The sequence below is a fragment of the Streptomyces finlayi genome (assembly GCF_014216315.1).
GTDB classification, from domain to species: Bacteria; Actinomycetota; Actinomycetes; order Streptomycetales; family Streptomycetaceae; genus Streptomyces; species Streptomyces finlayi_A.
In genome coordinates this window covers 6,137,435-6,162,902 of sequence record NZ_CP045702.1, presented here as the reverse complement: position 1 = coordinate 6,162,902, position 25,468 = coordinate 6,137,435, and the positions used below count along the sequence as shown (strand labels likewise).

Sequence of the window (25,468 nt, the reverse complement as noted above, 5' to 3'; positions counted from 1 at the left end):
CGTTCGCTATCTTGATCGCCGCCGTCCCCACCGGCCTTTCCTCTCTGTCGACCCATGAAGGAGCCGGCCATGGAGGCCGCCGCCACCAGGTGCTACCGCCACCCGTCGTACGAGACGTATGTGAGCTGCACCCGTTGCGACCGCTACATCTGTCCCGACTGCATGCGGGAGGCCGCGGTCGGCCATCACTGCGTGGAGTGCGTGAAGGAGGGACAGCGCTCCGTCCGACGGGCCCGCAGGGTCTTCGGTGGCGCGGCCTCCATGGCGACGACGCCGGTCGTGACGTACGCCCTGATGGGGCTGAACGTCCTGGCGTACGTCGCCGAGGTGGCTGTTCCCTCGCTGGTGGACCGGTCCGCCGTACTCGGTGCCGCGCTGGTCGACGCGCAGGGTGAGCACTACTACTACGAGGGCGCGGTCTTCCCCGGGTACGAGCTCATCGGGATCGCGGACGGCGAGTGGTACCGGCTGCTGACCGGTGCCTTCCTGCATCTGCCGCCCGACGCCTCGTTCGGTGTGATGCACCTGGTCTTCAACATGCTCTCGCTGTGGAACCTGGGCCGGGCCGTCGAGGTGCAGCTGGGCCGGGCCCGGTATCTGGCGCTCTATCTGCTCTCCGCCGTGGGCGGCTCGGTGCTCGTCTACGCCGTCGCCCCGGACACGGTGACGGTGGGTGCGTCCGGCGCGGTCTTCGGCCTCGGGGCGGCGTACCACATCATCAGCCGGCGGCTCGGCCGGGACATGCGGGCCGTGAACCGTCTGCTGACCGGTCTGCTGCTCTGGCTGGTCGTCTCGGCCTGGTTCACCTCATGGCAGGGGCACCTCGGCGGCCTGCTGACCGGCGCCCTGGTCACCTGGTTCCTCGCCTACGCACCCGCGAGGTTCAAGACCACCCCGGCGCAGATCGGCGGGGGTCTGATCCTGCTGTGCCTGTTCGCGGTGGTCGTGGCCTCGAAGACGGCCACCCTGACAGGGGCAGGTGGCGCCTGACGCCGGAAACGGTCCCGGCCCGGCCCTGACGGGGGCCGGGCCGGGAGCCGGGGGGGCAACTGCCCCCGGACGCGCCACGGCGCCCACCAGAGTCCGGTCGGGGACAAGGCAGGCGCCGCGTTCAGTTCCGTACGCCGTTGTACGGGACGTCTTTGTGTGCCGCGATCAGACCGTGAGTGAACGGTCCGTCGGGCGGATCGGGGCCGGCAGTGCGCTGGTCCCGGTCAGGAATCGGTCCACGCCGCGTGCCGCGGAGCGGCCCTCGGCGATGGCCCAGACGATCAGTGACTGGCCTCGGCCCGCGTCACCGGCGACGAACACGCCGTCGACGTTGGTCGCGTAGTCCTCGTCCCGGGCCACATTACCCCGCTCGTCGAGGTCGAGGCCGAACTGCTGGACGAGGCCGTTGGCCTGGTCGGTACCGGTGAAGCCCATCGCCAGGGTCACGAGCTGGGCGGGAATCCGCCGCTCGGTCCCGGGCTTCTGCTCCAGCTTACCGCCCTTGAACTCCACCTCGACCAGGTGGAGTGCCTGGACGTTGCCGTCCTCATCGCCCTCGAAGTGGGTGGTCGAGACGGAGTAGACCCGTTCGCCGCCCTCCTCGTGCGCGGAGGTCACCTTGTAGAGCATCGGGAAGGTCGGCCACGGCTGGTTGGCGTTCCGCTCCTCGCCCGGCCTCGGCATGATCTCCAGCTGGGTGACGGAGGCCGCGCCCTGGCGGTGGGCGGTGCCGACGCAGTCGGCGCCGGTGTCGCCGCCGCCGATGACGACGACGTGCTTGCCCTCGGCGGTGATCGGGGAGACCGTCAGGTCGCCCTCCTGCACCTTGTTGGCGAGCGGCAGGTACTCCATCGCGAAGTGCACGCCGTTCAGCTCACGGCCCGGGACGGGCAGATCGCGGGAGACGGTGGCGCCGGCTGCGATGACGACCGAGTCGTAGCGGCGGCGGAGCTTGGCAGCGTCGATGTCCTTGCCGATCTCCACCTCCGTGCGGAACTTGGTGCCTTCCGCGCGCATCTGCTCGATGCGGCGGTTGATGTGCGACTTCTCCATCTTGAACTCGGGGATGCCGTAGCGGAGCAGGCCGCCGATGCGGTCGGCGCGCTCGTAGACGACGACCGTGTGGCCGGCCCGGGTCAGCTGCTGGGCGGCGGCCAGACCGGCCGGGCCGGAGCCGATGACGGCCACGGTCTTGCCGGAGAGGCGCTCGGGCGGCTGCGGGGTGACGTCGCCGCTGTCCCACGCCTTGTCGATGATGGAGACTTCGACGTTCTTGATGGTGACGGCCGGCTGGTTGATGCCGAGCACACACGCCGACTCGCACGGGGCCGGGCACAGACGGCCCGTGAACTCCGGGAAGTTGTTCGTGGCGTGGAGGCGCTCGGACGCCGCCGTCCAGTCCTCGCGGTAGGCGAAGTCGTTCCACTCGGGGATGAGGTTTCCGAGGGGACAGCCGTTGTGGCAGAACGGGATGCCGCAGTCCATGCAGCGGCCGGCCTGCTTGCTGATGATCGGCAGCAGGGAGCCCGGAACGTAGACCTCGTTCCAGTCCTTGAGCCGCTCACCGACGGGGCGGGTCTCGGCGACCTCGCGGCCGGTGGTCAGGAAGCCCTTGGGGTCAGCCATTGGCCGCCGCCTCCATCATCTTCTCGGTGGTCTCCTGCTCGGAGAGACCGGCGAGCTCAGCGGCGTCCTTGGCGGCGAGCACTGCCTTGTAGGCGGACGGGATGATCTTGCTGAAGCGGGTCACCGAGGTGTCCCAGTCGCCCAGCAGCTTCTCGGCGACCGTGGAGCCGGTCTCCTCCTGGTGGCGGCGCACGACGTCGTGCAGCCACTGCTCGTCGGTGTCGTCGAGCGTCTCCACCGCACCGAGGTTGCCGATGTTGACGTTGTCGCGGTCCAGGTCGATGACGTACGCGACACCGCCGGACATGCCCGCGGCGAAGTTGCGTCCGGTCTCGCCGAGGACGACGGCGTGGCCACCGGTCATGTACTCGCAGCCGTGGTCGCCCACGCCTTCCGAGACGACCATCGCGCCCGAGTTACGGACACAGAACCGTTCTCCGGTCCGGCCGCGCAGGAACAGCTCGCCGCCGGTCGCACCGTAGGCGATGGTGTTGCCCGCGATGGTGGAGTACTCGGCGAGGTGGTCGGCGCCGCGGTCCGGGCGGACGACGACGCGTCCTCCGGAGAGGCCCTTGCCGACGTAGTCGTTGGCGTCGCCCTCCAGGCGGAGCGTGACACCGCGCGGGACGAAGGCGCCGAAGGACTGGCCGGCTGAGCCGGTGAAGGTCACGTCGATGGTGTCATCGGGCAGGCCCGCACCGCCGAACTTCTTGGTGACCTCGTGGCCGAGCATGGTGCCGACCGTCCGGTTGATGTTACGGATCGCGATCTGCGCCCGGACCGGCTGGGCGGCCTCGGCGCTCTCCGCGCCGAGCGCGTCGGCGGCGAGCTTGATCAGCTCGTTGTCGAGCGCCTTGGCGAGGCCGTGGTCCTGCTCGACGACCTGGTGGCGTACCGCGCCCTCGGGCAGGTCCGGCACGTGGAAGAGCGGCTTCAGGTCGAGGCCCTGTGCCTTCCAGTGCGTCACGGCCCGGTCGGTGTCGAGGAGTTCGGCGTGGCCGACGGCCTCCTCGATCGTACGGAAGCCCAGCTCGGCGAGGATCTCGCGGACCTCTTCGGCGATGAACTCGAAGAAGTTGACGATGTACTCGGCCTTGCCGGAGAACCGCTCACGCAGGACGGGGTTCTGGGTGGCGATGCCGACCGGGCAGGTGTCCAGGTGGCAGACGCGCATCATGACGCAGCCGGAGACGACGAGCGGCGCGGTCGCGAAACCGAACTCCTCGGCGCCCAGCAGTGCGGCGATGACGACGTCGCGGCCGGTCTTGAGCTGGCCGTCGGTCTGCACGACGATGCGGTCGCGCAGGCCGTTGAGCAGCAGGGTCTGCTGGGTCTCGGCGAGGCCGAGCTCCCAGGGGCCGCCGGCGTGCTTGAGGGAGGTGAGCGGGGACGCGCCCGTGCCGCCGTCGTGGCCGGAGATGAGGACGACGTCCGCGTGGGCCTTGGAGACACCAGCGGCGACCGTGCCGACTCCGACCTCGGAGACCAGCTTCACGTGGATGCGGGCCGCCGGGTTGGCGTTCTTGAGGTCGTGGATCAGCTGAGCCAGGTCCTCGATGGAGTAGATGTCGTGGTGCGGCGGCGGGGAGATCAGTCCGACACCCGGGGTGGAGTGCCGGGTCTTGGCGACCCACGGGTAGACCTTGTGGCCGGGCAGCTGGCCGCCCTCGCCGGGCTTGGCGCCCTGCGCCATCTTGATCTGGATGTCGTCCGCGTTGACCAGGTACTCGCTGGTCACACCGAAGCGGCCGGAGGCGACCTGCTTGATGGACGAGCGGCGCGCCGGGTCGTACAGGCGGTCGGCGTCCTCGCCGCCCTCACCGGTGTTGGACTTGCCGCCCAGCTGGTTCATGGCGATGGCGAGCGTCTCGTGCGCCTCGCCGGAGATCGAGCCGTACGACATGGCGCCGGTGGAGAAGCGCTTGACGATCTCGGAGACGGGCTCGACCTCGTCGACCGGGATCGACTCCCGTCCGCCCGCGAAGCCGAACAGGCCGCGGAGCGTCATGAGGCGCTCGGACTGCTCGTTCACCCGGCCCGTGTACTGCTTGAAGATGTCGTACCGGCGGTTGCGGGTGGCGTGCTGGAGGCGGAAGACCGTGTCCGGGTCGAACAGGTGCGGCTCGCCCTCGCGGCGCCACTGGTACTCGCCGCCGATCTCCAGCGCACGGTGCGAGGCCGCGATGCCGGAGGAGGGGTAGGCCTTGGTGTGCCGGGCGGCGACCTCCTTGGCGACGACGTCGAGTCCGGCGCCGCCGATCTTGGTGGCGGTGCCGTTGAAGTACTTCGCGACGAAGGCCTCGTCCAGGCCGACGGCCTCGAAGACCTGGGCGCCCCGGTAGGAGGCCACGGTCGAGATGCCCATCTTGGACATGACCTTCAGGACGCCCTTGCCGAGCGCGTAGATCAGGTTCCGGATGGCCTGCTCGGCCTCGATGCCCTCGATGAACGTACCGGCGCGGACGAGGTCCTCGACGGACTCCATCGCCAGGTACGGGTTGACCGCGGCGGCGCCGTAGCCGATCAGGAGCGCGACGTGATGGACCTCGCGGACGTCACCGGCCTCGACCAGCAGCCCCACCTGGGTGCGCTGCTTGGTGCGGATGAGGTGGTGGTGGACGGCCGAGGTGAGGAGCAGCGAGGGGATCGGCGCGTGCTCGGCGTCGGAGTGCCGGTCGGAGAGGACGACCAGGCGGGCGCCGTCCTCGATGGCGGCGTCGACCTCGGTGCAGATCGCCTCGATCCGGGCGGCGAGGGCGTCGCCGCCGCCGCTGACCCGGTAGAGACCGGAGAGCGTGGCCGCCTTCATGCCCGGCATGTCGCCGTCGGCGTTGATGTGTATGAGCTTGGCCAGCTCGTCGTTGTCGATCACCGGGAACGGCAGGGCGACGTTGCGGCAGGTTGCGGCCGTCGGCTCCAGGATGTTGCCCTGGGGGCCCAGTGTGGAGCGCAGCGAGGTGACGAGCTCCTCGCGGATGGCGTCCAGCGGCGGGTTGGTGACCTGTGCGAAGAGCTGGGTGAAGTAGTCGAAGAGCAGCCGGGGACGCTCGGACAGGGCGGCGATCGGCGAGTCCGTGCCCATGGAGCCGAGCGGCTCACCCGCGGTGCGGGCCATCGGCGCGATGATGACGCGGAGCTCTTCCTCCGTGTAGCCGAAGGTCTGCTGGCGGCGGGTGACCGAGGCGTGGGTGTGCACGATGTGCTCGCGCTCGGGGAGGTCGGAGAGCTCGATCTCGCCGGTCTCCAGCCACTCCTGGTACGGCTCATCGGCGGCGAGGGACGCCTTGATCTCGTCGTCCTCGATGATGCGGTGCTCGGCGGTGTCGACGAGGAACATCTTGCCGGGCTGGAGGCGGCCCTTGCGGACGACCTTCGCGGGGTCGATGTCCAGGACGCCGACCTCGGATGACAGGACGACGAGGCCGTCGTCGGTGACCCAGTAGCGGCCGGGGCGCAGACCGTTGCGGTCGAGGACCGCGCCGACCTGGGTGCCGTCGGTGAAGGTGACGCAGGCGGGGCCGTCCCAGGGCTCCATCATCGTGGCGTGGTACTGGTAGAAGGCCCGGCGGGCGGGCTCCATCGAGGCGTGGTTCTCCCATGCCTCGGGCACCATCATCAGCACCGAGTGCGGCAGCGAGCGGCCACCGAGGTGGAGCAGCTCCAGGACCTCGTCGAAGGAGGCCGAGTCGGAGGCGTCCGGGGTGCAGACGGGGAAGATCCGGTCCAGCTGCTCCGCGCCGAAGAGGCCGGAGGCGAGCTGGGACTCGCGGGCCTCCATCCAGTTGCGGTTGCCCTTGACCGTGTTGATCTCGCCGTTGTGCGCGACGAAACGGTACGGGTGTGCGAGCGGCCAGCTGGGAAAGGTGTTCGTGGAGAAGCGCGAGTGGACCAGCGCGACCGCGGTGGCGAAGCGGCGGTCGGAGAGGTCCGGGAAGAAGGGCTCCAGCTGCCCGGTCGTGAGCATTCCCTTGTAGACGATCGTGCGTGCGGAGAGCGAGGGGAAGTACACCCCTGCCTCGCGCTCGGCGCGCTTGCGCAGGACGAACGCCTTGCGGTCGAGCGCGATGCCGGCGCTCTCGCCGTCCGCGACGACGAGCTGGCGGAACTCGGGCATGGTCGTGCGGGCCCCGTTGCCCAGGAGGTCCGGGGTGACCGGGACCTGGCGCCAGCCGAGGACCTTGAGGCCCTCTTCGGCGGCGATCTTCTCGATCTTGCGGACGTGCTCGGTGGAGCCGTCCGCGGGCAGGAAGGCGATCCCGACGGCGTAGGAGCCGGCCTCGGGGAGGTCGAAGACGACCTCTTCCCGCAGGAAGGCATCCGGAACCTGAAGGAGAATGCCGGCGCCGTCACCCGAGTCGGGCTCGGATCCTGTGGCGCCGCGGTGTTCGAGGTTGCGCAGTACGGTCAGCGCCTGCTCGACCAGCTCATGGCTGGCCACACCGGTCAGAGTGGCCACGAACCCGACGCCGCAGGCGTCGTGCTCGTTACGGGGGTCGTACATCCCCTGCTGGGCGGGGCGACCGTCCATGGGCGACCAGGCGTCGGAACGCATCGGCTCTCCCGTCGTCGTCGTGGCATATGCAGTGCCGAGGGACGACGTTGGCCCTCTGCGAAATTTCGTGCAGGTTACATGATGGAACGCTTCTCAAAAAGCGGATAGTCCGTTCCAACATGCGGACGCCACGATCACGTGGCGGAGGTGAGTCAACAGTCGAGGTGGACCGTCGTCCGGTCAGCACCCGGGGGAGACCGCAGAGAGCGAGCGTCGTTGCCCGCGTTTCTACGCCTCTTGCCCAGCGGTCGCGCAAATGAAACCGCCGAGTAACGACTACTTATGTGTAGTCCTGTATAGAGACTCATTTTACGTCGTGGAAGGCCGTTCCGCCCAGGGAGGTCGACCAAGACGTACGTCACACCGTCGGCGCATGGGCAATGCCCGGGACTACGGGTAGGGAGCCGGCCGCGGCAGGCAGGCCGCCGGATCAGCCGCCGACCGCCACGCCGAAGAGCATGCCGAGTCCGTAGGTGAGCGCGGCGGCCGCGCCACCGAGCACGAGCTGGCGCAGACCGCTGAACCACCAGCTGCGGGCGGTGACCCTGGCCACCACGGCTCCGCAGCCGAAGAGGCCGAACAGGGCGAGCAGCACGGCGGGCCAGAGCGCGGTGGCACCGAGCAGATAGGGCAGTACGGGCAGCAGCGCGCCGAGCGCGAAGGCGCCGAAGGAGGAGACGGCGGCGACGAGCGGCGACGGCAGGTCGCCGGGGTCGATCCCGAGTTCCTCGCGGGCGTGGATCTCCAGCGCCTGTTCGGGGTCCCTGGACAGCTGCCGGGCGACCTCGTGGGCCAGCAGGGGATCGACCCCGCGGGAGGTGTAGAGCGCGGCGAGCTCCGCCATCTCGTCCTTGGGGTGCTTACGCAACTCCCCTCGCTCGACTTCGAGTTCGGCCTCGACGAGCTCACGCTGCGAGGCGACGGAGGTGTATTCGCCGGCCGCCATGGAGAACGCGCCCGCGGCCAGGCCCGCCAGCCCGGTGATCACGATCGTCTGCTGCGAGACGGAACCGCCCGCCACACCGGTCATCAGCGCGAGGTTGGAGACCAGCCCGTCCATCGCGCCGAACACCGCGGGACGCAGCCAGCCACCGTTCACATCACGGTGGGTGTGGTTGTCGCGGTGCGACTCGTGCAGGACGGCGTCGGTCTCGATGATGGACACAGCTCTCCCCTTCTCCGGAGGCGGTCTTCTGCGTTCCGCCCCCGCCAACATCCTCGAAACTACGCACGAAAAACGTCTCCCGCCAGCAAGGAAGGCCGTACTTACCTGCCCGGGGAGCGGCTCGGACCCCTGCTGAGCGGGGTGTCTCCGCTGTCATCCGTGTGGCCCTTTTGTCGGCCCGGGCGGCCTCGCCGGGGTCCTCGCGTGGGACAGATCGCTCAGGTGGTCCCACCGGTGGCGCACCGAGGGTGAACCGGCCGGTACGAGCGAAGGGTCGACGCGATGGAGCTGATGGCAGGCAGTCCGGCCGAGCCGCAGGGGGGTGTGGGCGCCGAGGACCCGCCGGTAGGGACGGGAACGGACGGCCGCGCCCCCGCCCACCCGGCGACGGTCCGGCGCGACCGGGCCCGCGGCGCGCTGCTCGGTCTCGCGGTGGGGGACGCGCTGGGCGCACCGGCGGAGAATCTGCGGCCCTCCGAGATCCGCCGCCGCTGGGGCCGGATCGAGGGCTTCGTGAGCGAGGACCCCGCGGGCACGGACGACACGGAGTACGCGATCTTCTCGGGGCTCCTGCTGGCCCGGCACGGTTCGGCGCTGACGGTCTCCCATGTGGAGCGGGCCTGGCACCACTGGATCGCCGATCTGGACGAGGGGCCGTTCCGCGGGGCCGGATTCAGTGAGCGCGGCACGCTGGAGAATCTGCGCCGGGGCCTGGCCGCACCGATCTCGGCGCAGCACCGGCACGCCTGGAGCGACGGTCTCGCGATGCGGGCCGCGCCGTTCGGGGTCTTCGCGGCGGGCCGGCCGGCGGAGGCCGCCCGGCTGGTGGCGGTGGACGGCGGGGTGAGTCACGACGGGGAGGGCATCTACGGCGGGCAGGCGGTCGCGGCCGGGGTGGCCGCCGCGATGGTGGGGGCCGGGCTCGCGTCCGTGATCGCCGCCGCGCTGTCCGTCGTACCGATGGACTCCTGGACGGCGCGGTCGCTGCGGCGCGCGGTGTCGGCCGCGCAGCGCTCGTACCCCGACCGGCTGACGAGTGAGCGTGCGGTCCGTTCGGCGGTGGTGATCGGCGGATATCCCTGGACGGATCTGGCGCCCGAGGCGGTGGGCCTGGCGTTCGGCGCGTTCACCGCGGCGCGCGGCGACTTCCGTACGGCGGTGCTGACGGCCGTCAACATGGGCCGCGACGCCGACACCACCGCCGCGGTGGCGGGAGCCCTGGCCGGGGCACTGAACGGGGCGTCGGCCATCCCGCCTGAGTGGGCTGCGGCGATCGGCCCGGTACGCGGCAGCTGCCTGCCCTCGATGCGGGGCTACCACGTGCTGGACATCGCGGAACTCCTCACGCCGGACGAGGCGGAGGAGGAGCTCCGCGCGCACCCCTTGGGCGCGGCCCGGACCAACCCCACCCGGCCCACCACCACCAGGCTCACCACCAGGCCACTCACCGGCGAACGGGGAACACGATGACGACAGCCCGCCCCACGACGTCCCCCCGCCCCACCGCATCCCCCCGCCCGGCGCCCGTGGACGCCCTCAGGACGACGCGTGCGCCCGGCCGTCGGGCCCGGATCGAAGGGTTGCTGCTCGGTCTGGCGGCCGGGGACGCGGCCGGCTGGCCCGCAGCGCGGCACCGGGCGGCCCGGATGCCGGAGTGGACGCGGCGGCTGACCCGGGAGCTCGACACCTTCGCCGAGCAGAACGCCACGACCACCCTGCCCGTTCCGATCGCCCTGAACCAGCCGCCCGAACCGCTGCGGCTCGGGCCGTCCGACGACGCCGAGTGGGCGGCCTTCGCGGCCCGTACGGTACTGGCCGCCGCGGCCGACCGGGGGCTCGGGCTCTCCGTCGAGCGCCGGATGCGCGATGCCGTCGACCGGGCCTGGAACGCCCTGGCGGCGAAGGTCGCCGAGGCGGGCGCCCGCGCGGCCGAGGTCGAGGCCGCCGTGCTCCCCCTGCGGGCCCGGATCTCCGTACGGGCCGGGCTCGGCAATCTCGCCGCGGGGCTGCGCCCGCCCGCCACCGGGCACGACAACCCGCACTTCTTCGACGACGCGGCCTGTGTGCGCGCCGCCGTCCTCGCGGTCGTCCACCCGGGCGATCCCGGTGCCGCCGCCGCACTCGCCGAGTTCGACGCCCGCTACACCCAGGACGGTGACGGGGTGCACGGTGCGCGCGCCGTCGCCGCCGCGATCTCCGTGGCCCTTGCGGGCGCGGACGTCGACGCCGCGGTGGACGCGGCGCTCGCCCAGCTCCCGGAGGGCACCGAGATCGCCCGCAACGCCACGCACGCCGTCCGCCTCGCCCGGGAGTTCGCCGGCGAACCGGCGGGCGCGTTCGCCCTGGTCCCGGTGCTGGAGCATCAGATCGTCGACCACGTCTACAGCTACGGGATCGCCGCGGCCGAGACCGTGCCGGTCGCCCTCGCGCTGGCCACCGCGGCCCGGGGCGAGCTGGCGCAGGCGGTGCCGTCGGCGGCCTGCCTCTCCCGGGTGGCCGACTCCGCTCCCGCCCTCGCCGGGGCACTGACCGGCGCACTCGGCGGGAGCGTCACCGTGCCCGCGGGCTGGCGGGAGGCCTGTCGCACGCTCGCGGGGTGTGCGCTCCCCCGGTTCGCGGGCACCGATCTCATCGAACTCGCCGGGCTCCTCGCAGACACGGAACCAGCCACCCCGGGTGGACAATTCCGACATGACGCCCACACCATCCATGACGCCCACACCGTCCGTGAAATCCACCGCACCCACCACCCTGACCCTCGATGACCGGATCACCGGAGCCCTGATCGGCGCCGCCGTCGGCGACGCGCTCGGCGGCCCGGTCGAGGGCTGGTCCCCGGAACAGATCGCCGAACGCCATGGCGGCAGGATCGACGGCATCGTGGGCCCCTGGTACGGCGAGGACTGGCGGACCGCCCGCCCCATCGCCCCGTACCACAAGGGCGACGGCCACATCACCGACGACACCTTGATGACCCACGCGCTGGTGCGGGTCTACGGCACCGTGCGCGACCACCTGGACGCGTACTCCGTCGCGGACCACCTCGTACCGGACCTGATCTCCACGCCCCGCTGGATTCCGGAACTGGAGGCCGAGGCACTCCCCCTCCAGCGGATCTTCCTCGCCGAGAAGTGGATCGTGGCGCGGCTGCACTACGGGCACGTCGATCCGCGCGAGGCGGGCTCGGGCAACATCGTCAACTGCGGGGCGGCGATGTACATGGCGCCCGCCGGGCTGGTCAACGCCGCACACCCGCAGGCCGCGTACGCCGAGGCGCTGGACGTCGCGGGCGCGCACCAGTCCTCGTACGGGAGGGAGGCGGCCGGAGTCTTCGCGGCGGCCGTCGCCGCCGCCTGTGCCCCGGGTGCCACCCCCACCACCGTGGTCGACGCCTGCCTGGCGCTCGCCAAGGACGGGACCCGCGCGGCGATCGAGACGGTGTGCGAAACCGCCGCCGGACACAGCGACTTCGAGTCGGCGCTGGCTCCCCTGCGTGCCGCCGTCGCCCCCTTCGACACGGTTGGCCCGGACTACCGCGCCCCTTCCCTGGGCGCCCGCCGTCCCTCGCGGCTGCACGCCATCGAGGAGCTGCCGGTCGCGCTCGGCATGCTGCTCGTCGCCGGAGGCGACTTCCGGCACGCCGTCCTCGGCTCGGTCAACTACGGGCGCGACTGCGACTCCATCGCCACGATGAGCGGCGCACTGGCGGGAGCGCTCCACGGCGAACGGTCCGTACCGGCCGACTGGGCGAGGACGGTCGCCGAGGCCAGCCGCCTCGATCTCCACGCCCCCGCCAGGACCCTGGCCGAGGTCACCCGGGAGATCTTCGTACGGGACACCGCCAGGCGCCGCGCGCACGAGGCGGCCTTCGCGACCCTGGCCGGCTCCCGGTGAACGTACGCCTGACCTGGGTACAGCCGGAGGACCTGGTCGGACACGAGCTGCGCCAGGCGGCCCAGGACGGCCGGGACGCACGGGACGTGGAGCGCCGCTGGTACGAGGCGGGCGGCGCCCCCGCTCCCGAACGCGCCGGTGCGTCGGAACCTCCCGCACCGCCCCGGCTGCGCGCACTCGCCGAGGGGCTGCTCGACGAACTGGCCGCGCTCCCCTCCCCCTTGGCCGATGACGAGCCGACCGGCCTGGAGGAGATCCGGGCCGCCTGTCCCCGCTGGCCCGCCACCCGTACGGAGCCCGTCCTCGTCGAACCCGACCGGCTCCACGCGGCCTGGCTGGGCCGGGCCGCAGGCTGCCTGCTGGGCAAGCCCGTCGAGAAGCTGCCGCTCGCCGGTATCCGCGCGCTGGCCGGCGCCGCCGGGAACTGGCCGCTCAGCACGTGGTTCACCGCCGAGGGCCTGCCGGCCGACCTGCTGGCCGCGTACCCGTGGAACCGCCGGTCGGCGCCCACCTCCCTCGCGGAGAACATCGACGGCATGCCCGAGGACGACGACCTCAACCACCCCTTGCTCACGCTGCGGTTGCTGCGACGGCACGGGCGTTCCTTCACCACGGCCGATCTGGGCCGTCTCTGGCTCGAAGAGGTCCCGGCGGGCCGCGTCTTCACCGCCGAGCGGGTCGCGTACCGCAATCTGCTCGACGGCAGGGAACCACCGGGCACCGCCCGGTACCGCAACCCGTTCCGGGAGTGGATCGGCGCCCAGATCCGCGCCGACGTGCACGGCTGGACCCACCCCGGCGACCCGGCCGCCGCCGCCGCGCAGGCCCATCGGGACGCCGTACTCACCCATACGGCCAACGGGGTGTACGGGGCGATGTTCACGGCCGCCGCCCTCGCCGAAGCGGCCGGCGGCGAGACCGATGTGCACGGCTGCCTGGCCGTGGGACTACGGGTGGTGCCGCCCCGTTCCCGGTACGCGCGGGCGGTGCGCCTCGGCATCGAAGCCGCGCACGGAGCACCGGACTTCGACCAGGCCGTCGACCGGCTCCACGCCACCTACGGGGACACCCACCACTGGGTGCACGTGCTGCCCAACGCCGCGCTGCTGGCCGCGGCCCTCACCCACGCCGACGGTGACTTCGGCCGCTCCATCGGATGCGCGGTCTCCGGCGGCTGGGACACCGACTCGAACGGCGCCACGGCCGGTTCCCTCGCGGGCCTGCTGGCCGGGCGCCCCACCGCGCTCCCCGCCGGCTGGACCGCCCCGCTGAAGAACCGCCTCGCCTCGTCCGTCCCGGGCTTCGACTCCGTCGGGTTCGACACACTCGCCGATCTGACCTACCAGGAGGTACTGCGCCCATGACCGGTATCGCGGTGCTCGGCAGCACCAACATGGACCTTGTCGCCTACGTGGCACGGGCTCCCGCACGTGGCGAGACGGTGACCGGCCGCGAGTTCCGGACGGTTCCCGGCGGCAAGGGCGCCAACCAGGCCGTCGCCGCCGCCCGGGCCGGCGGCGAGGTGGTGATGATCGGCGCGGTCGGCGACGACGTGTACGGCGCCGCGCTCCGCGCCGAACTGGAGCACTCGGGGGTCTTCACCGATCTCCTGCACACCGCCGAGGGTCCCAGCGGCACCGCGCACATCGTCGTCGACGACGAGGGCGGCAACGCGATCGTGGTGATCCCCGGCGCCAACAGCACCATGACGGCGCTCGGTTCCGGCGAGACGGCCGCCATCGGCGCCGCCGATCTGCTGCTCCTCCAGCTCGAACTCCCCCTGTCCGCAGTGGTCGAGGGCGCCCGGTCGGCCCGCGCCCAGGGCGTACGGACGATCCTCACCCCGTCCCCCGTACAACTGCTCCCGGACGAGCTCCTCGACTGTGTCGACCTGCTGATCCCCAACGAACACGAGGCCGCCGCGCTCACCGGGCTGTCCGAACCGCAGGCCGCGGCGGCGGTGCTGCTCCGCCACGTCCCGGCGGTCGTCATCACCCTCGGCGCGAAGGGCTGTCTGTACGCGGCCCGGGACGGCGCGCCCCTGCACTTGCCCGCCCCTGCCGTCACGGCCGTCGACACGACCGGCGCGGGGGACACCTTCGTCGGCACCCTGGCCGTGGCGCTCGGCGAGGGCAGGCCCGTACCGGAGGCGCTGGCCTGGGCCTCCTCGGCCGCCGCGCTCTGCGTACAGAAGCCGGGCGCCTCCACCTCCATGCCCTACCGCAGCGAGATCGATGCCGCATGAACACCATGAACACTCCCCCGACCACCCCCCTCGCCGGTCTGCGCGTCCTGGACCTGGCCACCCTCTTCGCAGGCCCTCTCGCGGCCACCATGCTCGGCGACTTCGGTGCCGAGGTGATCAAGGTCGAGCATCCACGCAAACCCGACCCCTCGCGCGGGCACGGCCCGGCGAAGGACGGCATCGGCCTGTGGTGGAAACTGCTCGGCCGCAACAAGCGCAACCTCACCCTCGACCTGTCCAGCCCCGGCGGCCGTGACGTCCTGCTGAAGCTGGCGGCGGAGAGCGACGTCGTCATCGAGAACTTCCGGCCCGGCACCCTGGAACGCTGGGGCATCGGCCCGGCCGAACTCCACGCGGTGAACCCCCGTCTGGTCCTGGCGCGCGTCACCGGCTTCGGCCAGTTCGGCCCGTACTCCCACCGCCCCGGCTTCGGCACGCTCGCCGAGGCCATGAGCGGCTTCGCGGCGATCACCGGCGAACCGGACGGCCCCCCGACCCTGCCACCGTTCGGCCTCGCCGACTCGATCGCCGCACTCGCCACCGCGTACGCCGTGATGACGGCGCTCGCCGGACGGGACCGCTCCGGACGGGGCCAGATCGTAGATATGGCGATCATCGAGCCGATCCTCACGGTCCTGGGCCCGCAGCCCCTCTGGTACGACCAGCTCGGATACGTACAGGAGCGCACCGGCAACCGCTCCCGCAACAACGCCCCGCGCAATACGTACCGCACCTCCGACGGCCACTGGGTCGCGGTCTCCACCTCGGCCCAGTCGATCGCCGAACGGGTGATGCGCCTGGTCGGCCGCCCGGAACTGATCGACGAGCCGTGGTTCGCCGCCGGCACGACCCGCGCCGAGCACACCGAGGAACTCGACGAGGCCGTCGGCCACTGGATCGCCCGGCACACCCGCGAGGAGGCCGTCTCGGTGTTCGAGAAGGCGGAGGCGGCGATCGCCCCGATCCATGACGTACGGGACGTGATGGAGGACCCGCAGTACCGGGCCCTCGACTCGATCACCGAGATCGACGACCCGGAGCTGGGCCCGCTGCGGATGCAGAACGTCCTGTTCCGCCTCTCGGAGACCCCCGGCTCGATCCGCTGGGCCGGCCGCCCGCACGGAGCGGACACCGAGGAGATCCTCGACGGACTCGGCCTCTCCGCTCCGCAGATCGCGGCCCTGCGCTCGGAGGGCGCCCTGTGACCGGTGCGGTTCCCCTGACCTGGCTGTACGTTCCCGGGGACCGGCCGGAGGTGGTGAACAAGGCGCTCTGCTCGGGCGCGGACGTGGTGATCGTGGATCTGGAGGACGCGGTCGCGGAGGAGCGCAGGCAGTACGCGCGGGCGGCCACCGCCGAACTCCTCACCGAACCGGCGGCGCCGGGCGCGGTGCCGGTGCATGTCCGGGTCCACGGCGAGGACGACGTACGGGCCCTGGCACAGCTGCCGGGCCTCGCCGGGCTCCGGCTCCCCAAGATCACACATGCCGCGAGCGTCCACCACCTGGCGGCGCTGGCACCTGGCGTCCCGCTGTACCCGCTGCTGGAGTCGGCGCTCGCCGTGGAGCACGCGTACAGCATCGCCTCCGCCCACCACGACGTACGGGGCATCGCCCTGGGCGAGGCGGACCTCCGGGCGGACCTCGGGGTGCGGGGCGACGCGGGACTCGACTGGCCGCGGAGCCGGATCGTCGTCGCGGCGCGTGCGGCCGGTCTCGCCGCACCCGTCCAGTCGGTCTTCCCGGACGTCCGGGACCTGGACGGACTGTGGTCGTCCTGCGCCCAGGGCCGGTCCCTGGGGCTGTGGGGCCGGGCGGCGATCCATCCCCGCCAGCTGCCGGTCATCGAGCGGGCGTTCCGGCCCACGGCCCAGGAGATCGAGGCCGCCGAGCAGATCATGGCGGCGGCCCTGCTGGACGCGGGTGCGCAGGCGCTGCCGGACGGGAGGTTCGTGGACGCGGCGGTGGTCGCCGCCGCACAGCGGACGCTGTCGCTGGCCGGACGGGCATGAGAAACGCCGGACGGGCTTGGGAATCAAGCCCGTCCGGCGTCGGGGACTGCGAGTGCGCCCGTGAGCGGTCAGCTCTTGTCGGCGGTCTCCGGAGCACCGTTCGTCCGGGGTTCGTCGGAGTCGTCCGTGGAGTCGGTGGAGTCGGTGGAGTCGGTGGCCTTCTCCGGGTCACCGGCGTCCGTGTCCGCGTCCGCGTCGGCCCCGGCGTCACTGCCGCCGTCGCCTTCACTGTCCTTGGACAGGTCCGCCTTTCCCTCGGCCTCGGGATCGGGCTCGACGATCTCCTCGCGGCCCGGCCGCACCTTCGCCGAGATCACGATGTACGTCACGGCGAGCACGAAGACGATGATCGAGGTCCACACGTTGAGCCGGAGCCCCAGCACGTGGTGGGCCTCGTCGACGCGCATGTACTCGATCCAGCCGCGGCCCGCGCAGTACGCGGCGACGTACAGCGCGAACGCCCGCCCGTGACCGAGCTTGAACCGGCGGTCCGCCCAGATGACCAGCAGCGCGACACCGATGCACCAGAGCGACTCGTACAGGAAGGTCGGGTGGTAGGTGCCGGCGACGCGGTTCGGGCCCTCGCTGATCTCCAGTGCCCACGGCACGTCCGTCGGCTTGCCGTAGAGCTCCTGGTTGAACCAGTTGCCCCAGCGGCCGATGGCCTGGGCGAGGGCGACCCCGGGGGCGAGCGCGTCGGCCCAGGCGGGCAGCGGGATTCCGCGACGGCGGCAGCCGATCCAGGCGCCGACCGCGCCGAGCGCGACCGCGCCCCAGATACCGAGGCCGCCTTCCCAGATCTTGAAGGCGTCGACCCAGTTCTCACCGTCGCTGAAGTACAGCTGGTAGTCGGTGATGACGTGGTAGATCCTGCCGCCGACAAGTCCGAAGGGCACGGCCCAGACGGCGATGTCGGCGACTGTGCCGACTCTGCCGCCCCGGGCGACCCAGCGCTTGTTGCCGAACCAGACGGCGACGAAGACACCGATGATGATGCAGAACGCGTAGCCGCGCAGGGGGATCGGGCCGAGATCGATCACACCGGTCGACGGGCTGGGAATGAAGGCAAGGTTCATGACGGGGTCGACGCTACCCTGCCGAGTGGGACGTACGGCAAGCCGCCCGGCAACTTCTGGGTAACAGGGCGGCCCGCACGGGCCCGCCCCACGCCCCCGTCAGGAGGCCGACGGCGTCGGAGTGACCTTCGCCGGCTTCTTGCCCTTGTTGGCCTCGGCGACCCACTTCTTCAGATTCGCCTCGGAGATCTGCTGGCCGTCCTTGGCGGGAAAGATCGACTCGCCGTTGAGCAGAGCGGTCGGAGTGCCCTGGAATCCACCGTCGCGGAAGGCCGTGTCGGACTTCTTGACCCAGGTGTCGTGCGTACCGCTCTCCACGCAGCTGCGGAAGCCGGGGGTGTCGAGGCCCTCGACCTTGCCGGCCAGTTCGATCAGCTTGCTGTTCTTGCCGAAGGCGTCGTCGGACTCGGCGGGCTGATTCGCGAAGAGCACGTCGTGGTAGTCGGCGAACTCGCCGACGTCCTGTGCGCAGGCCGCAGCGTTGGCCGCGCGCAGCGATCCGCTGCCTCCGAGGTTTCCGTCGATGATCGTGGCGAGGTGGTACTCGACCTTGATCTGGCCGCTGTTCTGCAGCTCGTGGATCGTCTTGCGGAAGGCGTTCTCGAACTGGGCGCAGACCGGGCAGCGGAAGTCCTCCCAGATCGTGAGCGTGGACGGCGCGCCGTCCGCCCCCACCTGGAGGGCGAGGCTGTCCTTGCCGGTCGCTCCCGAAGGCGCGACGGCGGGACCCGCCTCGCTGTCCTTGCCGCCCTTGCCCGCGTTGGCGGCGATCAGGCCGACCACGGCGGCCAGCCCGAGCACTCCCACCACCGCGCTCGCGACGATCAGCGTGCGGCGTCGGCGCTCGCGCGCCTTCTCCCGCTCGCGCTGCTGGACGAGCCGGTCGCGCGCGGCCCTGCTTCCTTCACGGTTCTTGTCGCTCACACCCGCAGCAACGAACCGGGGAGGCACGCGCGTGCCTCCCCGGTCCAGGTCCACCCGTACGGGTTACACCCGGTGTCAGCGCTTTCGAACGCCTTCGGCCAGTTCGCCCGCCAATGCGCGGACCGCTTCGAGACCGGCGGCCTCGTCGGGGGCGTCCAGCATCCGCTTGACGAAGGCCGAGCCGACGATCACTCCGTCCGCGAAGCCCGCGACCTCACGGGCCTGCTCGGCGTTGGAGACGCCGAGACCCACGCAGACCGGCAGGTCGGTGGTGGCGCGGGTGCGCCGCACCAGGTCCTGGGCCTGCTCGCCGACCGACGCACGGGTGCCGGTGACCCCCATGAGCGAGGCCGCGTAGACGAAGCCGGAGCCCGCCGCCGTGATGGTGGCGAGGCGCTTGTCCTGGCTGCTGGGCGCGACGACGAACACGGTCGCGAGGCCGTGCTTGCCCGCGTGCTCGCGCCATACCGCGGACTCCTGGACCGGCAGGTCGGGCAGGATGCACCCGGCACCGCCCGCCTCGGCCAGCTCGGCGGAGAAGCGTTCGATGCCGTACCGGTCGATGGGGTTCCAGTACGTCATGACGAGGACCGGCACGCCGGTGGCCTCGTAGGCCTCGCGGACCGTGCGCATCACGTCGGCGATCCTGACGCCGCCACGCAGCGCGATGTCGTCGGCGGTCTGGATGACCGGCCCGTCGAGCACCGGGTCGCTGTGCGGGAGGCCGATCTCGACGACGTCCGCGCCGCCGGCGACGACCGCCTTGACCGCTGCGATGCCCCCGTCGACGGTCGGGAAGCCGGCGGGCAGATACGCGATGAGCGCCGCCCGGTCCTCGGACCTGGCCTTCGCCAGCGTCGTGCTGAGCAGTTCCGTGTTTCCGCTGTGCCCGCTCACTTGGCCTCCTCCGCGTCGTACAGCCCGAAGTACCGCGCCGCCGTGTCCATGTCCTTGTCGCCGCGGCCGGACAGGTTGATCAGGATCAGCCCGTCCTTGCCGAGCTCCTTGCCGAGGTCCAGGGCCCCCGCCAGCGCGTGGGCGCTTTCGATGGCCGGGATGATGCCCTCGGTGCGGGAGAGGAGGCGCAGCGCCTGCATGGCGGCGTCGTCGGTGACCGCGCGGTACTCGCCGCGGCCGACGTCCTTCAGATAGGCGTGCTCCGGGCCGATGCCCGGGTAGTCGAGTCCGGCCGAGATCGAGTACGGCTCGGTGATCTGGCCCTCCTCGTCCTGGAGGACGTAGGACCGCGAGCCGTGCAGGATGCCGGGCTCGCCCGCGGTCAGGGTCGCCGCGTGCTCGCCGGTCTCCACACCGTGTCCGGCCGGCTCGCAGCCGACCAGACGGACCCCGGCGTCCGGGATGAAGGCGTGGAAGAGGCCGATGGCGTTGGAGCCGCCGCCGACACAGGCGACCGCGGCGTCCGGCAGCCGGCCGGCCCGCTCCAGGATCTGCCGCCTGGCCTCGACGCCGATCACCCGGTGGAAGTCGCGGACCATCGCCGGGAACGGGTGCGGGCCCGCGACCGTGCCGAAGAGGTAGTGCGTACGGTCCACGTTGGCGACCCAGTCGCGGAACGCCTCGTTGATGGCGTCCTTGAGAGTCCTGGAGCCGGACTTCACCGCGATGACCTCGGCGCCGAGCATCCGCATCCGCGCCACGTTCAGCGCCTGCCGCTCGGTGTCGATCTCGCCCATGTAGATGGTGCAGTCGAGACCGAAGAGCGCGCAGGCGGTCGCCGTGGCGACGCCGTGCTGGCCGGCGCCCGTCTCGGCGATGACCCGGGTCTTGCCCATGCGCTTGGTGAGCAGGGCCTGGCCCAGCACGTTGTTGATCTTGTGCGAGCCGGTGTGGTTCAGGTCCTCACGCTTGAGGAAGACCCGTGCGCCGCCCGCGTGCTCGGCGAAACGCGCGACCTCGGTCAGCGCGCTGGGCCGTCCGGTGTAGTTGACCATGAGCTCGTTGAGCTCGGCGGCGAAGGCGGGGTCGTTCTTCGCCTTGTCGTACTCGACGGCGACCTCGTCCACGGCGGCGACGAGCGCCTCCGGGATGAACTTGCCACCGAACGCGCCGAAATAGCCCTCGGCGCTGGGGATCAGACCCTCGGGGTCCGGAATGAAGAAGTCGGACGACATGCGACATGCTCCTCGGCATTGCAACGGATGGTGTCACCGTATGCGCCGTGAGCGGAGCGCCACGCCTGCCGCGGTGCGGTCGGGAGTGGTGCGGTCGTGCGGGTCCCCCGTGTGCTCCACGAGGGGTGACGGCCGGGGCTCGCTACGGCGCGGACCCCGTGCGCCATCGCATCCCGTTGACCTGTCCCGGCTCGTCGCCGATCACGTACCGCACCCGCCGGCCGTGCACACGCCTGGCGGGGGCGCGGCAGCCGCGCGGGCGGCAGCCGCGCGCCAGCGGCGCGTGCGGGACCCGGGCCGTCGCCCCGGCGGGGCGCAGGCCCGGCCGGGGTCGGCGTACGGGACGGTCGGCGGACATGGGGGGTCAGTTCCGTCCGTGCCGGAGTGCCGGGTGGGCGCCCGCGGCGACCAGGTCGGCGACGGCGGCCCGCGGGTCGCGGCCGGTGACCAGGGACTCGCCGACGAGTACGGCGTCGGCGCCGGCGTTGGCGTACGCGATCAGGTCGTGCGGGCCGCGCACCCCGGACTCGGCGATCTTCACGATGTGGTCGGGAATCTCGGGGGCGACGCGCTCGAACGTGGAGCGGTCGACCTTGAGGTCCTTCAGGTTGCGCGCGTTGACACCGATGATCTTCGCTCCGGCGTCCACGGCGCGCTCCGCCTCGTCCTCGTCGTGCACCTCGACGAGCGGCGTCAGGCCGATCGACTCGGCGCGCTCGATCAGCGAGACCAGGGCCTCCTGGTCGAGGGCGGCGACGATCAGCAGGGCGAGGTCGGCGCCGTAGGCGCGGGCCTCCCACAGCTGGTACGAGGTGACGATGAAGTCCTTGCGCAGGATCGGGATGCCGACCTTCGCGCGGACGGCCTCCAGGTCCGCGAGCGAGCCGCCGAAGCGGCGCTGCTCGGTGAGGACGGAGATGACGGCCGCGCCGCCCGCCTCGTAGTCCGCGGCGAGCGCGGCGGGGTCGGCGATCGCGGCCAGGGCCCCCTTGGAGGGACTGGAACGCTTGACCTCGCAGATGACGGTCACGCCTTCGCCGCGCAGGGCGGCGACCCCGTCCTTCGCCGCGGGAGCGCGGGCCACGCGCTCCTTGAGCTCGTCGAGGCTGACGCGCGCCTGCCGCTCCGCGAGGTCGGCGCGAACGCCTTCGATGATCTCGTCGAGCACACTCACGCGAGCGGCCCCCTTCCGGAACGGTGATGACGGTGATGAGAGAACAGGATCAGCCATGTCGATGGTATCCGCAGGACGCCGTTGAGCTGGCATCGTGTCGACACGAGTCCCACTACCTGGGCATTCATGGCGCAAGCGCCGATCCGAACGGCAGATTCCGGACGACCGCGAAGATCAGCAGGAGCACGCCGAGACCCCACCAGTAGACCGGGGCGAGCGTGATGCGCAGTCGCTGTCCCCGGCTCGCGCGGACCGTCCACAGCACCCAGACGACGGCGAACACGGCGTAGCCGACGACGGCGAACGCGTTGGAGCCGAGCGCGGTGGCGAGGTCGCCGTGTGCGACGGCGTGGGCGCTGCGCAGTCCGCCGCAGCCGGGGCAGAGGATCCCGGTGAGCTGGAGCAGCGGGCAGGCCGGATAGTGGCCGGGCTCGTTCGGGTCGACCGTGCCCACGTAGGCGAAGGCTCCGAGGACGACGGCCAGCACACCGACGGGTGTGGCGAGCCGCCTGGACCGCGAGGCGGGTGCCCGGGCGGTCACCGGGGCGGGAGCGGGGGCGAAGGCGGGTGCGTGCGGCGGCGGCCCGGCCGGGGGCCGGGCGGCGTCCTGTGCTGGCGAGGCGTCCACTCGGTGATTGTCCCTGCTCATACGGAAAGGCGCAGCCCGGACCGGGCTGCGCCTCGCGTGGTGGTTCCGGTGGCCGGACGTCAGGAGGTCTGGGCCTGTCCCGCCCGCGCCCTGGCCTGCGCCAGCTCGTCCGACTCCTTCGGCATACCGAGACCGGCGGCACTCATGGCGAGACCAACGATCCCGCCGATGAAGACCACGGCGATGCCGGCCCAGAAGCCGAGCGGGTTGGCCGCGACCATGAAGACGCCTGCGACACAGAAGCCGATGAACGCGATGATGACACCGGTCCAGGCGGCCGGGGTGTGTCCGTGGCTGGTGCCCGCCATGAGTTGCTCCTCGTTGGTGTTGCGCTGAAGGTATCGCTGTACGGAAAGCTCGGTCCCATTGTCCCGTACGTGCGGGACGGGCATGAGCTGGGGGTCATGCCTCGCGCGTCGGGTCCTCGCCGCGGTCCAGGGCCTTCCACAGGTCCTCCGGCCGGTCGGGGTCCGGGGCGGGCGGTGCCGCCTTGCGGGGGCGGGGCGTGCCGTCGCGCTCGTACCGTCCCGACATCGTGGGCCAGCGGCTTCCGTAACGCAGGGCGAGGAGCCCGGCAAGGAGGATCAGGAGCCCGCCGACGGCCGTGACGTACGGCCAGGCGGTGTGGGTCAGCGCGTCGATGGTGGCCGACGTGTTACCCGTGGTCTGCGCGGCCTTCTCGTCGAGGGCCGCACTGTCGGAGGCTCCTAGAGCGGAGCTCAGTCCGGCGCCGAGGCCGCTGAGCGCGAGGAGCCCCGCGACGAGCGCGCGGCTGCCGCCCCGTACGGCGAACACGGCGACGAGGGCGGCCAGCGCGACGACGGCAAGCGCCGCGGGGAGGCCGGTGATGTCCTGGCCGTCCGCCGTCAGGGGCAGGGTCCCTCCGCCGACGGCGGCCTCGCCCCCGGCCCACGTCTGTCCGGACGCGAGCAGTACGACGGTCGAGCCTGCCGCTCCGAGGAGCAGGGCGGCGGCCAGGCTCCGGCGGCTTCCCGCGCTGTCGGGCGCGGTGGCGGCTCGGGCACGGGTCTGGGGTGCGGGTACAGCGCTCACGCACTCCACTATCCCTTACGTCCTCACGGGGCGTGGAGGCGGTTGGCCGTGTGGACCGCGCGCAGGACCGCGGCGGCCTTGTTGCGGCATTCGGTGTCCTCGGCGACCGGGTCGGAATCGGCGACGACTCCCGCTCCCGCCTGAACGTAGGCGGTGCCGTCACGGAGGAGGGCGGTGCGGATGGCGATGGCGGTGTCGGAGTCTCCCGCGAAGTCGAGGTAGCCGACGCAGCCTCCGTACAGACCGCGCCGGGTCGGTTCCAGTTCCTCGATGATCTGCATCGCGCGCGGCTTGGGAGCCCCGGAGAGGGTGCCCGCGGGGAAGCAGGCGGTGAGGACGTCGAACGCTGTGCGGTCCTCGGCGACACGGCCGGTGACGGTGGAGACGATGTGCATCACGTGCGAGTACCGCTCGACGGACATGAAGTCGACGACTTCGACGCTGCCCGGTTCGCAGACCCGCCCCAGGTCGTTGCGGCCGAGGTCGACGAGCATCAGGTGCTCGGCGCGCTCCTTGGGGTCGGCGAGGAGTTCGTCGGCGAGCGCCTGGTCCTCCTGCGGGGTGACGCCGCGGTGCCGGGTGCCCGCGATGGGGTGGAGCATGGCCCGCCCGTCCTCGACCTTCACCAGGGCTTCGGGGCTGGAGCCGACGACGTCGAAGCCGTCGAAGCGGAAGAGGTACATGTACGGAGAGGGGTTGGTGGCGCGCAGTACCCGGTAGACGTCCAGGGCGCTCGCCGTGCACGGGGTCTCGAAGCGCTGGGAGGGCACCACCTGGAAGGCCTCGCCGGCCCGGATGCGCTCCTTGATGTCGTCGACCGCGTCCTGGTAGGCCGGGCCGCCCCAGAGTGCGGTGTACGGCGGGAGCTCGGAGGGCGGCAGTGCGGCGGGGGCGTTCTCGACGGGGCGGCGCAGGTCCTGCTCCATGGCGTCGAGCCGGGCCACGGCGTCCGCGTACGCCTCGTCGGCACCCGTCTGGAGGTCGTTGTGGTTGATCGCGTTGGCGATCAGCAGGACGGTGCCGTCCCAGTGGTCCAGGACGGCGAGGTCCGAGGTGAGCAGCATGGTCAGTTCGGGGAGCTTCAGGTCGTCGCCGCCGTGCTCCTCGATCCGCTCCAGCCGGCGCACGATGTCGTAGCCGAGGTAGCCGACCATGCCGCCGGTGAACGGCGGCAGTTTCTCGTCGGCCACCAGGTCGCGCGGGGTGTGGAGGGTCTCGACGGTGACGCGCAGGGCGTGCAGCGGGTCCCCGTCGGCGGGGACTCCGACGGGCGGGGTACCGAGCCAGTGGGCCTGTCCGTCGCGGGCGGTCAGGGTGGCGGCGCTGCGGACGCCGATGAAGGAGTAGCGGGACCAGGTCCGGCCGTTCTCCGCGGATTCCAGCAGGAAGGTGCCGGTGCGTTCGGCCGCGAGTTTGCGGTAGAGGCCGACCGGGGTGTCGCCGTCCGCGAGGAGCCGGCGGCTGACGGGGATGACGCGCCGGTCGACGGCCAGCTTGCGGAAGGTCTCAAGATCCATGGCCGGTGACCTTACTGCGCGAGGAGGAGGACGTCGGCGTCGAAACAGGTGCGGTCGCCCGTGTGGCAGGCGGCGCCGGTCTGGTCCACCCGGACGAGGACGGTGTCGGCGTCGCAGTCGAGGGCGACGGACTTGACCTGCTGGATGTGGCCGGAGGTGTCGCCCTTGACCCAGTACTCCTGGCGGCTGCGCGACCAGTAGGTGCAGCGCCCCGTGGTGAGGGTGCGGTGGAGTGCCTCGTCGTCCATCCAGCCCAGCATCAGGACCTCGCCCGTGTCGTACTGCTGGGCGATGGCGGGGACCAGTCCGTCGGCGCCGCGCCTGAGGCGGGCGGCGATGGCGGGGTCGAGGTTGCTGGCGGGTGTGCCGGGCGACGGCGTGCCGGGCGTGGGCTTGCTGGTCATGTCACCCATTGTGCCGTGGCGGGGACGTCCTTCCGGGCGTGCGTCCACTGGGCGGA

General features: G+C 71.8%; 22 protein-coding genes. 8 read left to right on the top strand and 14 right to left on the bottom strand.

The window, feature by feature from the left end; genetic code table 11:
* The first annotated feature begins 69 nt into the window (after positions 1-69).
* Positions 70-990 carry a rhomboid family intramembrane serine protease gene (locus tag F0344_RS28170; RefSeq protein ID WP_185301435.1) on the top strand — a complete coding sequence of 307 codons (921 nt, stop codon included), beginning with the start codon at positions 70-72 and terminating at the stop codon, positions 988-990.
* Positions 991-1,155: 165 nt separating this feature from the next.
* Here F0344_RS28170 and F0344_RS28165 read toward each other — a convergent pair whose 3' ends face one another.
* The 3 genes from F0344_RS28165 to F0344_RS28155 form a co-directional block, all read right to left on the bottom strand.
* Positions 1,156-2,616 (bottom strand): glutamate synthase subunit beta, encoded by a 1,461-nt coding sequence (locus F0344_RS28165; RefSeq protein ID WP_185301434.1) that lies wholly within the window; start codon positions 2,614-2,616, stop codon positions 1,156-1,158.
* On the bottom strand, positions 2,609-7,168 hold the full coding sequence (gene gltB / locus F0344_RS28160; RefSeq protein ID WP_185301433.1) for a glutamate synthase large subunit: 4,560 nt from the start codon (positions 7,166-7,168) through the stop codon (positions 2,609-2,611). Before gltB ends, F0344_RS28165 begins: the two co-directional genes overlap by 8 nt.
* Positions 7,169-7,598: 430 nt before the next feature.
* On the bottom strand, positions 7,599-8,333 hold the full coding sequence (locus tag F0344_RS28155; RefSeq protein WP_185301432.1) for a VIT1/CCC1 transporter family protein: 735 nt from the start codon (positions 8,331-8,333) through the stop codon (positions 7,599-7,601).
* 282 nt (positions 8,334-8,615) lie between these two features.
* Here F0344_RS28155 and F0344_RS28150 point away from each other — a divergent pair, with 282 nt between their 5' ends.
* The 7 genes from F0344_RS28150 to F0344_RS28120 are packed head-to-tail and all read left to right on the top strand — an operon-like array spanning position 8,616 to position 16,483.
* Positions 8,616-9,803 carry an ADP-ribosylglycohydrolase family protein gene (locus tag F0344_RS28150; protein ID WP_258050148.1) on the top strand — a complete coding sequence of 396 codons (1,188 nt, stop codon included), beginning with the start codon at positions 8,616-8,618 and terminating at the stop codon, positions 9,801-9,803.
* Positions 9,800-11,098, top strand: coding sequence for an ADP-ribosylglycohydrolase family protein (locus F0344_RS28145; RefSeq protein WP_258050147.1), 1,299 nt, complete (start codon positions 9,800-9,802; stop codon positions 11,096-11,098). The genes F0344_RS28150 and F0344_RS28145 overlap by 4 nt, the downstream gene beginning before the upstream one ends.
* Complete coding sequence (locus tag F0344_RS28140; protein WP_185302935.1) at positions 11,043-12,227, top strand: ADP-ribosylglycohydrolase family protein; 1,185 nt, start codon at positions 11,043-11,045, stop codon at positions 12,225-12,227. Before F0344_RS28145 ends, F0344_RS28140 begins: the two co-directional genes overlap by 56 nt.
* Positions 12,224-13,591 carry an ADP-ribosylglycohydrolase family protein gene (locus tag F0344_RS28135; protein WP_185301431.1) on the top strand — a complete coding sequence of 456 codons (1,368 nt, stop codon included), beginning with the start codon at positions 12,224-12,226 and terminating at the stop codon, positions 13,589-13,591. Before F0344_RS28140 ends, F0344_RS28135 begins: the two co-directional genes overlap by 4 nt.
* A complete protein-coding gene (gene rbsK / locus F0344_RS28130; protein ID WP_185301430.1) occupies positions 13,588-14,472 on the top strand; it encodes a ribokinase in 885 nt (294 codons plus the stop codon). The genes F0344_RS28135 and rbsK overlap by 4 nt, the downstream gene beginning before the upstream one ends.
* Before the next feature lie 5 nt (positions 14,473-14,477).
* Entirely contained in the window at positions 14,478-15,677 is a 1,200-nt protein-coding gene (locus tag F0344_RS28125; protein WP_185301429.1) for a CaiB/BaiF CoA transferase family protein, read from the top strand.
* Positions 15,674-16,483: an HpcH/HpaI aldolase/citrate lyase family protein gene (locus tag F0344_RS28120; protein ID WP_185301428.1), complete on the top strand. Its 810-nt coding sequence runs from the start codon at positions 15,674-15,676 to the stop codon at positions 16,481-16,483. Before F0344_RS28125 ends, F0344_RS28120 begins: the two co-directional genes overlap by 4 nt.
* A gap of 68 nt (positions 16,484-16,551) precedes the next feature.
* Here the strand turns inward: F0344_RS28120 and lgt are convergent, their stop codons facing one another.
* The 11 genes from lgt to hisI all read right to left on the bottom strand — a co-directional run bounded on the left by lgt (position 16,552) and on the right by hisI (position 25,412).
* On the bottom strand, positions 16,552-17,559 hold the full coding sequence (gene lgt / locus F0344_RS28115) for a prolipoprotein diacylglyceryl transferase (RefSeq protein ID WP_185301427.1): 1,008 nt from the start codon (positions 17,557-17,559) through the stop codon (positions 16,552-16,554).
* A 99-nt stretch (positions 17,560-17,658) separates the two neighbouring features.
* The gene (locus F0344_RS28110; RefSeq protein WP_185301426.1) at positions 17,659-18,483 is read right to left on the bottom strand and encodes a DsbA family protein; all 825 of its coding nucleotides are present in this window, start codon (positions 18,481-18,483) and stop codon (positions 17,659-17,661) included.
* Between the two features lie 75 nt (positions 18,484-18,558).
* The gene (trpA, locus tag F0344_RS28105; RefSeq protein WP_185301425.1) at positions 18,559-19,380 is read right to left on the bottom strand and encodes a tryptophan synthase subunit alpha; all 822 of its coding nucleotides are present in this window, start codon (positions 19,378-19,380) and stop codon (positions 18,559-18,561) included.
* On the bottom strand, positions 19,377-20,615 hold the full coding sequence (trpB, locus tag F0344_RS28100) for a tryptophan synthase subunit beta (protein ID WP_185301424.1): 1,239 nt from the start codon (positions 20,613-20,615) through the stop codon (positions 19,377-19,379). Before trpB ends, trpA begins: the two co-directional genes overlap by 4 nt.
* A 142-nt stretch (positions 20,616-20,757) precedes the next feature.
* A complete protein-coding gene (trpM, locus tag F0344_RS28095; protein ID WP_185301423.1) occupies positions 20,758-20,973 on the bottom strand; it encodes a tryptophan biosynthesis modulator TrpM in 216 nt (71 codons plus the stop codon).
* Positions 20,974-20,979: 6 nt separating this feature from the next.
* On the bottom strand, positions 20,980-21,789 hold the full coding sequence (trpC, locus tag F0344_RS28090) for an indole-3-glycerol phosphate synthase TrpC (RefSeq protein WP_185301422.1): 810 nt from the start codon (positions 21,787-21,789) through the stop codon (positions 20,980-20,982).
* A gap of 124 nt (positions 21,790-21,913) precedes the next feature.
* A complete protein-coding gene (locus F0344_RS28085; RefSeq protein WP_258050146.1) occupies positions 21,914-22,417 on the bottom strand; it encodes a DUF2752 domain-containing protein in 504 nt (167 codons plus the stop codon).
* A gap of 80 nt (positions 22,418-22,497) precedes the next feature.
* The gene (locus F0344_RS28080; protein WP_185301420.1) at positions 22,498-22,746 is read right to left on the bottom strand and encodes an HGxxPAAW family protein; all 249 of its coding nucleotides are present in this window, start codon (positions 22,744-22,746) and stop codon (positions 22,498-22,500) included.
* A 94-nt stretch (positions 22,747-22,840) separates the two neighbouring features.
* Positions 22,841-23,500 (bottom strand): TIGR02234 family membrane protein, encoded by a 660-nt coding sequence (locus F0344_RS28075; RefSeq protein WP_185301419.1) that lies wholly within the window; start codon positions 23,498-23,500, stop codon positions 22,841-22,843.
* Positions 23,501-23,514: 14 nt separating this feature from the next.
* A complete protein-coding gene (locus F0344_RS28070; RefSeq protein ID WP_185301418.1) occupies positions 23,515-25,008 on the bottom strand; it encodes an anthranilate synthase component I in 1,494 nt (497 codons plus the stop codon).
* An 11-nt stretch (positions 25,009-25,019) separates the two neighbouring features.
* Positions 25,020-25,412: a phosphoribosyl-AMP cyclohydrolase gene (hisI, locus tag F0344_RS28065; protein WP_185301417.1), complete on the bottom strand. Its 393-nt coding sequence runs from the start codon at positions 25,410-25,412 to the stop codon at positions 25,020-25,022.
* Between the last annotated feature and the right edge of the window lie 56 nt (positions 25,413-25,468).